Below are 14,486 nucleotides of genomic sequence, written 5' to 3' on the forward strand. Positions count from 1 at the left end.
ATACGCTGCGTTCAAAAGGAACAAGGGGAATAGGCAGGAATTTAATTGAATTACCTGCAAAAGAAATCCCATGTATTACCCAGGGGGATAGGGCAGCATCCTAAAACTAATCATCCCAAACCCACGGAACGAAGTAACCCCATACTGGCTCTCAGCAATGAGTAGCAATAAGTGTAAGCGGATGCCTATGTGGGGAAGGGATGCCTCTGGAAGCCAACGGCTGGGGTAACGCCCAGCATATGCAGACTAGAGGTGATGCGGCGAAGTTAGTGCGGTTAGTAGTTTCCTAATACGCCATGAGCCAACCTTCAAGGTTAGGTATAGGATAAGTGCAAGTCACCAAGGAGACGAAAAGGCAGTGAGACTATGCCAAAAAGGATGACGTGAGTCGCCTGATTAGGAGCAAGTTAAAAGCAAGCGCCGCCAGGAGCCGGATGCGGTGAAAGTCGCACGTCCGGTTCTGAATGGGAGGTGGGGAGAGCGATTTCCCCATCGACCCCTAACAAAATTAATCCAATTATGTAGGGGCGATTCGCTTTCTCGCCCCTACAGCATTGTATCAAGCACAATTGAAATAACTATATCTTTTAATACCATATATTTTAATCCAAAAAATTAAGCTGTGGCAAATTCTGTTAAAGGCCGTTTACTGGGATGATGGAACCCTAAAACAATATCACTTTGGGGAATTCCCGCAAACAGTAAATCATCCACTATACAGAAATTGGTTAAATCTTGTTCCACCCAAACTTTGCTATCTTTAATTTTCAGATAGATGATAATATGCTGTACTAGCTTTGTATCCTCCCAGCCAAAGCGAAACCAAAGGTATTCATCTCTAATTTCATCCAAGGCTAGGCGATCGCTTACTTCATATTCAGGAGTTTTCTTGCCTTGATTAAGCTTTATTTCATAATATTCGGTCAAGATTCGTTTGATGATCTGGCGGTAATTTTCTAAGTCAGCCATTTTAGCAGTTCCTCCTTCGCCGTATCTACTACCATTAAAAAAACTCGATTATCTTTAATCACTGCTTGCACAGATTTTCTTTGAAAAAAATCTTCATAGACCAGAGAATCGATCGCTAAATACAGAGTATATTCTGGTTCAGTCAGTTGAATCAGGTTTCTATATACAATGTATTGTCCCAATGCTCCATGAAAGTCATACATTAGGGATTTTCCAACAAAGCTTTTGACTTCAACAACGATTTTTTCGCCTCCTCTTGCTGCGGCAATTGGTTTTTCGGCTGCTAGATCGGCATACAATTCAGCATCCTCATATTTGATGAAGTAAGGATCGTCGGTGATGATCCAACCCTCTTTGATTAAGGCGTTCTTGACCGCATCATGGTAAATGTCTTTGGCAGGCATAGTTTAAGGGAGTGGGTAGTAATTTTATTTTACACTATTACTTTAAGCGTGGATTGATTGGTGAAAGAAGAATAAGCACTGCGATCGCACAGTAAAGTTTGACAAAAACCCCGTTTCTGCTTTTATGAGTTATTTTGGTGCAGAAGTGGGAGGCGCTACTCCCGCAAGGTATCCGCTTGGCAGCATCGCACCTCTCTCTAATTATTCATCCCCAAACTCTGTCTCTATAATTCGCTGCACCACTGCCAGCAATGGGGTTATTTTAGTTTCCAAAATATCCCAGAGGGTTTCGTCTTCTAAGCTAAAGTAAGCGTGAGCTAAAATATCGCGCAAGCCAGCAATTTTGCGCCACTCACCTTCTGGATATCTCGATCGCATTTCTTGAGGAATATTTTTAACCGCTTCTCCGATAATCTGCAAATTCCTTACAACGGCATCATAAGTACGATCTTCAGTTTGGAAATCTTCAAAAGTCATTCCTTGAGTGTATCGTTTGACTTTGGTACAAGAAGTGAGTATATCTTCCAAATACAGACGAATACTACGCGACATAAATTGCCTCCTGTTCTACCGTAGAACGAATCAGAGGTTTAAGCATTAGGTTACTCACCAAATCTACCCGCGTCCCTAGATTATCTTCTAGATAAAATTTAACATCCATATAAAGGTCAAATGTCACCGGCCTGTCAAATTCTACTAAAATATCCACATCACTATCTGGTGTGGCTTCATCCCTAGCGACAGAGCCAAATATCGCCAGGGACTTTACGCCAAAATCTTTTAATACCTGCTGGTTTTGTCCCAGAATCCGCAATACTTCTTCCCGCTGCATAATTAACGACTCTTTACAGACGATTTGACAATGATTTTAGTCTAATTATCTTCATTATCGCTGTTATATAGTAGCGCCTTGATTTCTCCGATGACCGCGATCGCACCTATAATCTCCTATAGAAACCCGGTTTCTTCAAGAAACCGGGTTTCTGCGTTTCTGGGCAATTTATGGGCGGTTTGGGAAAGCGATCGCCCCTATCTTTCCCTTAAAGATTATCGGGATCTAGCCCGATCGCCCGCAACCGTTCCGCGAGACGTTCCGCTCGTTGGTGTTCAATTTCCGCCCGTTGGCGTTCAATCTCCGCCCGCTGGCGTTCTGCCTCAGCAAGCTCAACCGCTTGTTCAGCTTTTTGGCGTTCAGCCTCTTCCGGCAACAGCACCAAATTGCCTTCGGTATCGTAAAACCGTAACCAAACGGCCTCCTCTCGGTCGATAGTACCCGACCAAGTTCCCAGCCAAAAGCCCAAACTCTCACACCAGAGCCAACCTCGGTCATTTGCCCCCAAGGGCTGATAACCGTGGGAACTGTGCAAATGCCATCCCTGCAAGGAATTTGGCTCAAATGGGTCAAAGACAAAGTAATCAGGGGTGCGGAAAACCCGCTGATAAATATCCTTCTTGACTCCTTTATCTATCCTCGCGGTACTGGGGGACATGAACTCGACAATCACATCTGGGTAGCGACCGCCTTCCTGCCAGACCACCCAGCCCTGTCGTTCCCTTGTCCCGTCTACATCTAAGACCGCAAAAAAATCAGGGCCGCGAAAATCTTTGTTTCTAACTTGTTCGCTGCTGTAGTAAATAAACATATTGCCGCCCGTATAGAAATCATTGCGATCGCTCCAAGCTTGTTGCAATGACCGGATCAGGACGTTCATGGCAATGCGGTGGCGGTTAGTCTCCAAGGGTTCTCCATCATCAAAAATCAAGTCCGTCGGCGGCATGGGGGGTTCCCAGTCCGGTTCCACAACGGTTTCGGGGTTATAGGCGGTGAGCTCTACTGACATTTTCGGCTCCCTACGGTTGGTAGTTCTTGTTGATGATTATATCCCTTGGGGCAAATAGCTGGCGGCCTCATCCCACGGGCATTGGAGCCGCCCAATCAGTTCTCAAAAGCCCCCCGAACGGCTGGTCTTGTAGCGGTTTTTGTTCTCGTTGTTCTTCCAGGCTCTAGCAGGGGAACGAGAAAATGCCCGGTTTATGGTTACTTTTCCAGAGTTTCTACGGCTAATTTCCACCCTTGAAAGCTAGGAGGAAATCCTCGGACGTTGCTGTATCCTAACATTTGCAAACTCATCATTCCCCTTGATGATATTTTTGAGGGCGGCGGTATTACCAATGGTGTAATAATCCCCCGGTAGGGAGGTTAAAAACTGGGTGATTTCTGCGGATAATTCTGCTTGGGGCAGGGAACTTTCCGCCATGACTGCTAAAGGTGCGATCGCTCCTATCCCCATTTCTAGGGAAATAGATAATAAAGTCCCCAGGACAACTGATATCAATTTTTTGGCCATTGTTTTTTGCTGCCAGATTAATCAAGACGCTAACTTAATTTATAGAAATTTTCAGATAAATACAATACTTTAGGGGCGAAGCATTCCGGCAATGAATTTCTGATTTTAAGCAATAACGTATCTGCCGGAATGCTTCGCCCTTACGGAGATTTGTGGTTTACCCATCTGCTCTTTGGGCGAAGCATTACAGGCATAAATTTTTGCTTTGAACTGATAAATTAATTGAGTAAGGAGACTAAGTAGCGATCGCTCTGAGGATTTATTAGGTTGGCGATCGCGCATCTATAATACATCTATAATATAAAACTGAATACCACCAGGTACAAAATGAGGTCAAACCAATGTGGGAAATAGCACGTCGTGAAGTTTGGGAGTTACTGAGCAAAAGCCAGGAAACAACAACAGAACCAATCAGCGAAAAAGATATGATTAAACTACCCGAACCAGTGCAACGTTATCTTAGGTATAGTGGGGTTGTTGGTAAAGAGAAGATTAAAACTGTTCGCCTCAAACAAAAGGGATTTTTTCGACCCGGTGAAAACTTACCTTGGATGCCGATGATGGCGGAGCAATATTATACAACAAATCCCCCGGCTTTTTTGTGGTTTGGCACTGTGAAAGCTTTGCCGTTTCTGTCCATTTCAGCGAGAGATAAATTTATCGATGGGCAGGGCAATATGCTGGTTAAACTACAGTCTTTTTTCACCTTAACCAATGCCAGCGGTGACAAAATAGATCAAGGGGCATTGTTGCGTTATCTGGGTGAAATGATGTGGTTTCCCACAGCGTGGCTATCGGATTATATCCAGTGGCAAGAAATAGATCGCCACTCAGTCCGGGCTATTTTGAACTGCAATGGGTTGGAGGTTTCCGCTGTACTACATTTTAATGCCGATGGGCAAATCGTGAAATTAACTGCCCAAAGATATCGAGAAGTCAAAGGTGAATATGCTTTAGATGAATGGGAGGCTATTCCTATGACTAACTATCAAGAATTTAATGGGTTACGCATTCCGGTTAACGTGGAAGTTTTATGGAAGTTGGAATATGGCAATTTTAGTTACTTTCGAGGTGAAGTCGTGGATATTGATTACAACAACGTCGGACTCTATTAGACTTTTTGCACCCCCCTAAAAAGTCCCCCTTTTTAATGGGGGGTTGGGGGTATCGATCTGGTATGCAAGCCAGAATTGTCTATTAAATGCTGGTTTACATGAAGTGCGATCGCCTAGGCTAATACTACCGGGGGCAATATTAAATCTAGCCAATCCAGCCACTCATTCTAGCCATTAATGCGGCGAATAGCGGCAATAGCGTAAAACAGATTAACTCCCCTTTAATCAGCCAAGAAATCAGGTTTACTTTGCCGATTTCTAATTGGGGCGTTTCACCTCTTTGCAGGCTTTTAGTCCAGGTAATAAAAGTAAAGGTGGGATACAGGGACAACAGACTGACTAGGATAAATACCCCGATTTTTGCATAGAAAAATGGATTGCTAAGATAGTAATCGCTGCCTTTGCCGAAATAGATGACTCTTAATATTCCGGTGACTAGAATTGCCGTAGCTGCTATCCCATAAGCGGCATCTGCAAAAGCCACTCTTTTGGCTTCATTGAGGGTCATTTCTTGTTTGAAGTTAAATACTTCTACGGTTAAAGCCCCAAAAGCTAACATGAAACCTAAGTAATGGAAATAAGCGGTAATTGCACTTGCCCACATTATAATGATTTCCCTAAGTATGATGAACAATCGATCGCCGCTTGATAAGTTACTTAATAAGTTAAAAAGGCGATCGCGATTATCTTACCCCATTACCCAGTTGTTTGACAATGATTTGGTGGCGGATTATTGAATTTTCGGTTAAAGATTCCTGACCGGCAATCTACTTAATTTAATTATCAAGATTTACCCGTGGCTATGGCTAATTTTAATTGCCGCCATTCTACCATGCCGCCGGTAATATTAAAAACCGATTGAAACCCTGATTGAATCAGAAAATCAGCGGCGATCGGACTACGTTTATTTAAACTAAATTTAGTTAAACCCACCAAGGAGTTTCGCCCGTGCGCGGGTCTATTTCCGTCCAAGGAGAAATCAAAATCACGTTATCTTTGACGACCACATTCACTAATTTCAGTGGCAAAGGTGCGGGGCCACGCAATACAGAACCGTCCGCACTATAGCGAGAACCGTGACAGGGACATTGAAATTCTTGGTCAGTTCCATTCCAAGGAAATGTGCAGCCTAAATGGGTGCAATTATCCACAATTCCTATGCGATCGATCCCATCATTTTGGATGGTTAAATAAGTCGGTTCACCGGCTAAACCGGCAACTAAAGCGCGAGTGCCTACGGGTTCCGCTAAAATTTGACTCGCAGGAATAGGATTACCTAAAACATCTTTGGCGATAATTGCTCCCCCGGCGCCCTGTTCTGATGGGGGAATAAAATATTTGGCGACGGGATAAAGTGCAGCCCCGGCAGTAGAGGCAACGGCAGCACCAGTCAAAAAGTTGAGCAACTTTCGCCGAGACATGGAAGGGCTTTCGAGAGGTAAACTATGATTATCCATTGGAGTGTTTTTGTCCTGTGATGATTGATTGATTTCAGAGTGATAGTTGGGATAATTTAAGGGCAAATTATTCCAGTCAGTTTTGGGATTTATTTCTGTAATTTATTTGGGGGATTTACTGGTGTTAATCCCTAGCAAGCGATAGATGCCACAAAAGCCAAATGCCGCACTGAAAGCCAGCAAACCCGCGCCGATATCTAAGCCAATGGCTAAGGGCGTACCTTGGTAAACATTCAAACCTGTATAAAGTAGGGCTGCGGCTAATAAAAACCGCACCATCCGATCTAAGCTGCCAACATTGTTAGACATGATAAATTCTCGTATAATTTTTGACATTAACTAATGCTTTAAAGACCCAATTTAGCTAAAACCGGCTTGACCGAAACAATATGCTTATTCATGCCCAGCTTACTCGGCTTAATGCCTAAAGCCAAACCGATAATTTCGGTGATATAAATAATCGGCATATTGTAAGAAACATTGTATTGTTTCTCGATATCCGGCTGGCGGAGTTCTAAATTAGTGTCACACAGAGGACAAGCCAAAACAATGCAATCTGCCCCCAAAGCTTTGGCCTCATCTAATATATTCTTAGTCAGGTCAAAAGCTACATCTTGTTTAGATACCAAAATCGGGCCACCGCAGCACTTAACTTTGGATTTGAATTCAACAAATTCTGCCCCACAAATTTCCGACAATCGATCCATTGATGTGGGGAAAACTGGCGAATCCTAGCCGGTGATATCGGCGGGTCGAGTCAACAAACACCCATAATAACAAGCCACTTTTAAGCCGGTTAATGGTCTTTTGACTCGCGAGGCAATATCGATATCATTGACTAACACATCTACGAGATTTCTCACCCGGATATTATATTCAGAAACATCGATCCCCATTTCTGACATAATCGCCGTGATTTTTTCCTTTTCCGTAGAATCTTTTAATGCCTTCATTGCCCGGGCTGATTTGTTGTAACAACCGGAACAAGATGCCAATAAATCGAGGTTTTGTTTTTGGGCTAAGGCCACATTTCGGGCAGCCATTGCCATACCCACATCGTGAGAAACACTGGCGGCGATCGAACCTCCACAACAAGACCAGTCTTTGAGGTCTTCGAGTTCAATTCCTAACTCTTTCATCACCACTTTGGTGGAAATATCAAATTCTTTGGCGGTGGTATGCAGGCTGCATCCGGGATAGTAAGAATATCTTTGATTTTTGGTAGTTTTGCTAGTTTTGGTAATTGTTGTCGTCATGGTTATTTCGCCTTTTCTAATGCTTGTTTAAATGTTTTGGGATCTTTGATTGTGTCCGGCAAGGGTGACATTTTGCCTTTGAGGGCTAATTGAATCCCTAATGGCGCTTGGTCGATCATGGCTTTTAATCCGCCATATCGCTGCATTAATTCTGGTTCAAAAAGGATGCCGCGTTTTTCAACTAAGTCCACAAATATTTGATTAAATCGAGTGGAGTCGTTTTCGATTCCTTGGCGAATGGCGATCGCTTTTACCGCTTCAATTACGTCGGAAGGACGGACTCCACGGGGGCATCGGGTGGTACAGATATAGCAAGAACTACACATCCATAAAGTGTTACTTTGCAGCACTTTTTCCCATTCCCCCCGTTGCACCATTAAAATTAGAGTTCTTGGGGACATATCCATCCGGTCAATATTGGTACAGCCACCGCTACAAGTGCCACATTGCATACAAGCAGCGATCGCTGCTTGTATGCCACCTTCCTCTACGACTTTCTGCATAAAATCGGGATTCATTTTATCGCCATCTAATTGGCGATCGCTTTTCAGCCCAAAGACAAACTTTCTTTTAGATTTTGCGGTTTTTGTTGCTTCTTTTGTTGTTTCTTTTGTTGGGTTAATTGTCATGGTTTTTACCTCACTTCACTGCTGCCATTGTTGCCACTGCTTGCCCATTCATGCTTAAGGAAAAATTCGCGGGATTGCTGGCAATAAAACTGACCATTTCTGCCGCCGCCGATCGCCCATCGGTAATTGATTCCATAATCGCTTTTGGCCCCGTGGCTGCCCCCGCGAGAAAAATCCCTTCCCGGTGAGACGCATTATTAGAATATTGTTGATGGGCAGTGGCATAGAAGCGATCGCAACCAATTTTTAAACCAGCCACTTCTGCTAAATCAGAATTTCCTTCCATTCCCACCATCAAAACCAACAAATCCACCGTCAACCGCATTGGTTTTGCCGTCAAAGTATCTTCTAAACGCATCAACAAACTGCCATCATTTTGCTCTGCTGCTTCAGAAAGCCGACCTCGGAGAAACTGCACCCCAAACCGTTCCTGAGAAGTGCGATAAAGTTCCTCATAACCGCGACCAAACACCCGAATATCCATATAGAGGCAGTAAACTTGGCAATCGGGAATTTGTTCTTTCACCTCAATGGCTACTTTAATCGCATTAGTACAGCAAACTCGCGAACAATAATTATTATTCACCTTCTCATCGCGAGAACCAACACAATGAATCATCGCCACTTTTTTCGGCGGTTTCCCGGCCTTAGTTTGCAAATTTTTTGCCTTCAACATCGCATCTAGTTCTACCGAATTGATGCAATTATCATAAACTCCGTAGCCGTATTCTTCCTTTAAAGTGGCATCAAAATGATGATATCCCGTGGCCACTAGAATTGAGGCTGCCTCAATTTTTTCTCCAGTGGATGTAGTCACGGTAAAATGCGGGGCAGCACCGTTAATCTCAGTCACCGTCGTATTAGTTAAAATTCTCGTATTCCCCAAACCTGCCGTCAGATTCGCGGTAATTTCCGAAGCATCGGTAAAATCCGGAAATACTTTATACCACTTATTTAAATGTCCGCCAATTTTTGCTTGCTTCTCAATTAAAACCACATTGAGGCCAAAATTTTGCAGTTTTCCCGCCGCTGCTAATCCCGCAGGGCCGCCACCAATTACTACTACTTGTTTATTCATTTTTTTTACCTGAAAATTACAATTAGCTAATACCATTTACAAAAATTCATCCAACAGCCCCTAACATTGGTAGGGTGGGCAACAATATTCACCCAAAATTAACATATATTATGGTGGATTATTGCCCACCCTACAATATAAATACTTATTGGTGTATATTTTTTTGTAATTGGTATAATTTAACGAAAAGAAGAGGTAAGAGAAAAAGAAACCGGGTTTCTTTAATGGGTTTAACAAAAAGCTTACTTTAGCCAAATAGAAACCCGGTTTCTCTCTGAGGTATCTAAAACGGTCTTCTCCGTTGTTCAGGAGTTTTAGACTTATCGTAGGGAATGCCAATTTTATCCAGCAAAGGCTCGATCGCCACTACTTTGGCATTCAATCCACAATCTTTAAAGGGGTCATAACCTAACATTAACCCGGTCAATTGTGCGTAATCCAGAACACTGACATTAAATTCCTCTTCCAGCACTTCTTTAATCGTGCCTTGTTCCGCATCCAAAAACACCGTACAACCGGGACAATTAGTGAGGATTAAATTACAGTCTGGATGGGCTTCTTTCAAACTAGCCATTTTCTTATAAACGCTACTGGCAGTATAGTCGCGGTTTTCGGGGAAAGCGCACTGACGGAAACCCATGCCACAGCAATGGCGACGTTCTGGATAATCAACAATTTCCGCCCCAAAAGCTTCGAGCAATCCCACTAAAACTTGGGGAAATTCTACCCCACCCATTGCTTCACCTGGAAATATTTTACCATAGTGACAGCCAATATGATCGACTGCCTTAATTCCCTTCAAGCTATACTTAGCTTTTTCGGCTAATTTATGTCGGTTAGCATAGAAAACATCAGAAGCATGAACTACTGAAGGTCTGCCCCCAGAAACATGAGGAATCCAGAATTCCCGTCCGGTAGTTTCTTTTAAGGTTTTGGCAGTATATTCTCGTAATTCTGGTTCTTCTTCCCAGAGTTTAATTACTTCGGTGTAGTTGGCAAAAGAAGTGACACAGAATGAGAAGAGATTATCAACTCCTTGTTCATAGTGAGCGAGGGAAAAATTCCGCGCTGCAATCACCATTTGGGCTTCGATGGTTGTGACATCTCCGTGATAGCCGATCGCCCCACAAGAAGTATGTCCGGGGGCTTCCCGCAAATCCATACCCAAATCATTTTTCAAAATTTTATAAGCAATGCCTTCGGTGTATATGGATTTTGTCTTATTTCATTTCGTAGTTTCTGCTATCCGCAGTCTCTACCCAGTTGTCCCAAAACTTCTCAACCTCTTCTTTGCTCCCGAGTTTCTTTTCCATGCCTTTTTCTACCGCATCCATTAACTCGATCGCCCCGGTTGCTTTATAAATTGCCCGCAATTCATCCATATCTTTTTCGGGAATTACTCGGTGGGAACCGGCGCTATTTTCCTTGTCCATTGGGACATCCCACCATTCGCGCATTTCCGCTCTATGTTCATAATAATATTCCCAGTTTTCGCCCAGTTCGGGGAAATGTTCCGGGGTAATATTTTCTGCCAACAAGGTATAGCCGCGTTTCAGCATATTTTCCCCAAATACTCGCTTGGCAAATAACTGTTGTCTGCCTTTTTTTGACTCGGCAAAATAACCGTGACGCACGGAAAGACGACGCAAAGCGAGAATTACTGAAGCGGTACTGTTGCCTCTCGGACACCGGGTTTTACAAGAAAAACATTGCCCGCAAAACCAAATTTTGTCTGACTTGAGTAACTGCACCAACCAATCTTCATCTTCCGTTTGGCAAATGTTCATCACCTCGCGAGGGGAATAGTCATAAACCTCCGCTGCTGGACAAACCGCCGTACATACACCGCAGTTCAGGCAGGCATTCATCCCATGCTGGTATTGAATGTCTTGTTTCAGTTCGTCAACTAACTTGCCCATTGGTAAACTCCTTGTTGTTCGCTAATGCGTCATATTTATATTCTTTTGTATGGCTATATAATGATTTATTTAAATAATGTCTTCAATAAGTAGTTTTGCTTAAATTTTCCGCAAACCTCAGCAACTTATGGATATCAAGGGAAATTTAAGCAAAAATTGGCCTGGAGCGAAAATTATGCTTTTTTATTTTAAAAGTTATATAACAATATAGCTATATAATGAAAAAATTTAAGCCGGAAATCTGACAACCGGCTTAGGTATATAGACTTCAGACTTCCTTGTCAGTTGGCAATCAGTAACATTACCCACACCTTACCCAAATAGATAAAATGGCAACTTTAACCTCAGAAACCGCTCAAACTCCCGCATTAACCGCAGTTCCCGCAGTCAGCAAAACCGTCCATTACCAAATTGCGATCGTTGGGGGTGGTGCAGCGGGAATTACCACCGCGTCTGTACTGTTGAAACGAAATAGTCAGTTAGATGTGGCGATTATTGAGCCTTCAAATAAGCACTATTATCAACCCGGTTGGACATTGACCGGAGGGGGAATTTTTCAAATTCAAGATACGGTGAGAAACCAACGGGATTTGATTCCGGCTGGGGCAACTTGGATTCAAGATCGAGTGGTGAAATTAGACCCCGATCGCAATGCGGTGATTACTCAAGAAGGCATTGAAGTTTTATATGAATATTTAATTCTTTGCCCCGGAATTCAAGTTGATTGGCATTTAATTAAAGGATTACCAGAAGCGATCGGGAAAAACGGCGTTACTAGCAACTATTCCCCTAAATATGCCCCTTACACCTGGGAACTGATTCAAAAATTCTCTGGTGGCAACGCCCTATTTACCTTTCCGAATACGCCGATTAAATGTGGTGGGGCTCCGCAAAAAGTGATGTATATGGCCGATGATGTATTCCGCAGTAAATGGGGCGTGCGTCAGCGCAGCAACGTCATGTTTTTAACTCCGGCAACCAAAATGTTTGCGGTGCCGGAATATTACGCTTTATTAGATAAAGTGGTCAAAGAACGGGAAATAGACGTAAAATTCCGCCACAATCTTAAGGAAATCAAAGGAGAAAGTAAAGCAGCTATCTTTGATATTTTTGATACTTCCGGCAATGTGGTGGATGAAGTCACTTATCAATATGAAATGATTCACGTTGCCCCACCGCAAAGTGCCCCGGATTTTATTAAACAAAGTCCTTTAGCCACCCCCAACAATTCTTATGGTTGGGTAGATGTGGATCAATATACAATGCAACACAATCGCTATCCCAACGTATTTGCTTTAGGGGATGCTTCTTCGGCGCCTACGTCTAAAACCGCTGCTGCCGTCCGCAAACAAGCCCCCGTGGTTGCCGAAAATTTACTCGCTTTCATGGCCGCGAAACCGTTAAATGCTAAATATGATGGTTATACTTGTTGCCCTTTAATTACTGGCTATGATAAAACCATCATGTCAGAATTTAGTGGTTATACGGCTACCCCCATGTCTAGTTTTCCCCTCAATCCGATCAAAGAACGTTGGATTATGTGGAAAATGAAGACAGATATTTTACCCTGGGTTTACTGGAATCGGATGCTGAAAGGCGCAAAATTTGAGGGAGATTATATTAAGTTTCTGCAATGGAAAAAATAGAGTTATTACTTTGACTCCAAAAAGCCTCTCTTAAAAAGGGTGGTTGGGGGGATCGACACCTTACAGCGCTTTTCAGATTACTGAACCATGAGCGGGCGAAGCATTCCGGTATTTAATTTAATACTTTCAGTATTGTAGGGGCGAATGGCCATTCGCCCCTACGGAATGCTTCGCCCCTACGGAATGCTTCGCCCCTACAGGTATTTGTGGTTTACTCAAGAGAAAATTGCTGTATTAAAGCCAGAATTGTCTAATAAACACATAACGGGAACATTTATTCTATATTTGCTGTAAAATTAGTGTAAAATCGGGGTAGGCACGGGGGCACTACCCCTACAAGTGTTATGTATGCGTTAGTGCTGATTCGTAAGCGAGGTTATTACTTAAAATGGCGAATATTGTCGTGATTGGTGCAGGAATTGGCGGATTGCCCACCGCTTACGAACTCAGGCATTTACTTTCTCATTCTCATCAAGTTACGTTAATTTCGGCATCTCCTAAATTTACTTTTATTCCCTCTTTGCCTTGGGTGACAATGGGGTTAACGGCTTTATCAGATGTTCAGGTCGATCTGAAAACCGCGATCGCCAATCGAGGGATTGAGTTAATCATTGGACAAGTCACAAAACTCGATCCAATTAATCAACAAATCACGGTAAAAGACCGGATCATTTCCTATGATTTTGCGATCGTGGCTACGGGCGCTGAACTTGCTTTAGATGTTATCCCTGGCTTAGGCCCAGAAAACGGTTATACCCAGTCAGTTTGTAATCCCCACCATGCGGAAATTGCCCGTCAAGCTTGGGTAAAATTTCTGGAAAATCGGGGACATTTAGTAGTAGGTGCCATGCCTGGGGCGGGTTGTTTAGGGCCAGTTTATGAGTTTGCTTTATTAGCCGATTTTGTATTAAGAAAAGCGGGCAAACGTCAAGAAATCCCGATTACTTTGATCACCCCAGAACCTTATGCCGGTCATTTAGGGGTTGGCGGCATGGCGAATTCCGCCGAATTGGTGCAAAATTTGCTGGCCATTCGAGAAATTAATTTAATCGAAAATGCCGCCATTGACCAGATTTTTCCTGACCAGATTACTTTAGGCGATCGCCAAGAAATTCCTTTTAATTATGCCATGATATTCCCATCATTTAGAGGGCCAAGTTTTGCCCGCAAATTTCCCGGTTTGGCAGATGAAAAAGGCTTTTTGCCGGTGTTGCCGACGGGTCAGCATCCCCAGTTTGACTCAATTTATGCGGCTGGAGTAGCGGTGCAAATTCAGCCCCCAGAAACAACCCCAATTCCCGTTGGAGTGCCGAAAACCGGCCAAATGACTGAAGCAATGGGTATGGCGGCAGCCCATAATATTGCTTTAAGATTGGGTGAAATTTCCGGAAGTCCGGTTAAACCAACTTTAGAAGCGATTTGTTTAGCAGATTTTGGGGATATGGGCATCGCTTTTATTGCCAGTCCAGTTTTACCGGATCCTGTCACTGGCAAACGACGCAACGCTGTCGCTTTGCAAGGTCGCTGGGTAAGTTGGAGTAAAGTGGCTTTTGAGAAGTTTTTCTTAACAAAAATGCGCTGGGGTTTAGCAGTGCCTTGGTTTGAAAAATTGGGGTTGAAAATGTTGGGTTTGTCCCTAGTTGAACCCTTAGAGTGAGAGGTAAA

The 14,486-nt window shown here is 43.3% G+C and carries 20 protein-coding genes; 3 read left to right on the forward strand and 17 right to left on the reverse strand.

All coding sequences use genetic code 11. The features are described from left to right. Nucleotides 1–615: 615 nt before the first annotated feature. The 7 genes from ABWT76_RS11935 to ABWT76_RS11965 form a co-directional block, all read right to left on the reverse strand. Nucleotides 616–969, reverse strand: a complete 354-nt coding sequence (locus ABWT76_RS11935) for a XisI protein (RefSeq protein WP_354636158.1) — start codon at nt 967–969, stop codon at nt 616–618. Continuing rightward, nucleotides 957–1,373 (reverse strand): XisH family protein, encoded by a 417-nt coding sequence (locus tag ABWT76_RS11940; protein WP_354636159.1) that lies wholly within the window; start codon nt 1,371–1,373, stop codon nt 957–959. Before ABWT76_RS11940 ends, ABWT76_RS11935 begins: the two co-directional genes overlap by 13 nt. 201 nt (nt 1,374–1,574) lie before the next feature. Then, entirely contained in the window at nt 1,575–1,925 is a 351-nt protein-coding gene (locus ABWT76_RS11945; protein ID WP_354636160.1) for a DUF86 domain-containing protein, read from the reverse strand. Then, nucleotides 1,915–2,205, reverse strand: a complete 291-nt coding sequence (locus tag ABWT76_RS11950) for a nucleotidyltransferase family protein (protein WP_354636161.1) — start codon at nt 2,203–2,205, stop codon at nt 1,915–1,917. Before ABWT76_RS11950 ends, ABWT76_RS11945 begins: the two co-directional genes overlap by 11 nt. A 208-nt stretch (nt 2,206–2,413) precedes the next feature. After that, the gene (locus ABWT76_RS11955) at nt 2,414–3,214 is read right to left on the reverse strand and encodes a Uma2 family endonuclease (RefSeq protein ID WP_354636162.1); all 801 of its coding nucleotides are present in this window, start codon (nt 3,212–3,214) and stop codon (nt 2,414–2,416) included. Between the two features lie 240 nt (nt 3,215–3,454). After that, the gene (locus ABWT76_RS11960) at nt 3,455–3,721 is read right to left on the reverse strand and encodes a hypothetical protein (protein WP_354636163.1); all 267 of its coding nucleotides are present in this window, start codon (nt 3,719–3,721) and stop codon (nt 3,455–3,457) included. Between the two features lie 105 nt (nt 3,722–3,826). Further along, a complete protein-coding gene (locus tag ABWT76_RS11965) occupies nt 3,827–4,003 on the reverse strand; it encodes a hypothetical protein (protein ID WP_156332061.1) in 177 nt (58 codons plus the stop codon). Nucleotides 4,004–4,062: 59 nt separating this feature from the next. On the opposite strand from ABWT76_RS11965, the gene ABWT76_RS11970 reads away from it, so the two are divergent. Then, entirely contained in the window at nt 4,063–4,836 is a 774-nt protein-coding gene (locus ABWT76_RS11970; RefSeq protein WP_354636164.1) for a DUF6544 family protein, read from the forward strand. A gap of 145 nt (nt 4,837–4,981) precedes the next feature. Here the strand turns inward: ABWT76_RS11970 and ABWT76_RS11975 are convergent, their stop codons facing one another. From ABWT76_RS11975 to ABWT76_RS12020, 10 genes are all read right to left on the reverse strand, one after another. After that, complete coding sequence (locus ABWT76_RS11975; RefSeq protein WP_354636165.1) at nt 4,982–5,440, reverse strand: DUF2214 family protein; 459 nt, start codon at nt 5,438–5,440, stop codon at nt 4,982–4,984. A gap of 179 nt (nt 5,441–5,619) precedes the next feature. Beyond that, complete coding sequence (locus ABWT76_RS11980) at nt 5,620–5,769, reverse strand: rhodanese-like domain-containing protein (RefSeq protein ID WP_354636166.1); 150 nt, start codon at nt 5,767–5,769, stop codon at nt 5,620–5,622. Next, nucleotides 5,760–6,293 carry a cytochrome b6-f complex iron-sulfur subunit gene (gene petC / locus ABWT76_RS11985; RefSeq protein ID WP_354636167.1) on the reverse strand — a complete coding sequence of 178 codons (534 nt, stop codon included), beginning with the start codon at nt 6,291–6,293 and terminating at the stop codon, nt 5,760–5,762. Before petC ends, ABWT76_RS11980 begins: the two co-directional genes overlap by 10 nt. A gap of 102 nt (nt 6,294–6,395) precedes the next feature. Next, nucleotides 6,396–6,602: a DUF2892 domain-containing protein gene (locus tag ABWT76_RS11990; RefSeq protein ID WP_354636168.1), complete on the reverse strand. Its 207-nt coding sequence runs from the start codon at nt 6,600–6,602 to the stop codon at nt 6,396–6,398. Nucleotides 6,603–6,640: 38 nt separating this feature from the next. Beyond that, complete coding sequence (locus ABWT76_RS11995) at nt 6,641–7,000, reverse strand: heterodisulfide reductase-related iron-sulfur binding cluster (RefSeq protein ID WP_354636169.1); 360 nt, start codon at nt 6,998–7,000, stop codon at nt 6,641–6,643. Nucleotides 7,001–7,024: 24 nt separating this feature from the next. Next, the gene (locus ABWT76_RS12000; protein WP_354636170.1) at nt 7,025–7,549 is read right to left on the reverse strand and encodes a heterodisulfide reductase-related iron-sulfur binding cluster; all 525 of its coding nucleotides are present in this window, start codon (nt 7,547–7,549) and stop codon (nt 7,025–7,027) included. Nucleotides 7,550–7,551: 2 nt separating this feature from the next. After that, nucleotides 7,552–8,178: a 4Fe-4S dicluster domain-containing protein gene (locus ABWT76_RS12005; RefSeq protein ID WP_354636171.1), complete on the reverse strand. Its 627-nt coding sequence runs from the start codon at nt 8,176–8,178 to the stop codon at nt 7,552–7,554. 10 nt (nt 8,179–8,188) lie between these two features. Then, on the reverse strand, nt 8,189–9,256 hold the full coding sequence (locus ABWT76_RS12010; RefSeq protein ID WP_354636172.1) for an FAD-dependent oxidoreductase: 1,068 nt from the start codon (nt 9,254–9,256) through the stop codon (nt 8,189–8,191). A 283-nt stretch (nt 9,257–9,539) separates the two neighbouring features. Next, nucleotides 9,540–10,418, reverse strand: a complete 879-nt coding sequence (locus ABWT76_RS12015; RefSeq protein ID WP_354636173.1) for a heterodisulfide reductase-related iron-sulfur binding cluster — start codon at nt 10,416–10,418, stop codon at nt 9,540–9,542. 58 nt (nt 10,419–10,476) lie between these two features. After that, nucleotides 10,477–11,175 carry a 4Fe-4S dicluster domain-containing protein gene (locus ABWT76_RS12020; protein WP_354636174.1) on the reverse strand — a complete coding sequence of 233 codons (699 nt, stop codon included), beginning with the start codon at nt 11,173–11,175 and terminating at the stop codon, nt 10,477–10,479. Nucleotides 11,176–11,504: 329 nt separating this feature from the next. On the opposite strand from ABWT76_RS12020, the gene ABWT76_RS12025 reads away from it, so the two are divergent. Next, nucleotides 11,505–12,821: an FAD/NAD(P)-binding oxidoreductase gene (locus ABWT76_RS12025; RefSeq protein ID WP_054469791.1), complete on the forward strand. Its 1,317-nt coding sequence runs from the start codon at nt 11,505–11,507 to the stop codon at nt 12,819–12,821. A 388-nt stretch (nt 12,822–13,209) separates the two neighbouring features. Next, nucleotides 13,210–14,478, forward strand: coding sequence for an FAD-dependent oxidoreductase (locus ABWT76_RS12030; RefSeq protein ID WP_354636175.1), 1,269 nt, complete (start codon nt 13,210–13,212; stop codon nt 14,476–14,478). Nucleotides 14,479–14,486: the final 8 nt, after the last annotated feature.

Origin of the sequence: Planktothricoides raciborskii GIHE-MW2 (genome assembly GCF_040564635.1) — a bacterium.
In the GTDB taxonomy this organism is placed as follows: Bacteria; Cyanobacteriota; Cyanobacteriia; order Cyanobacteriales; family Laspinemataceae; genus Planktothricoides; species Planktothricoides raciborskii.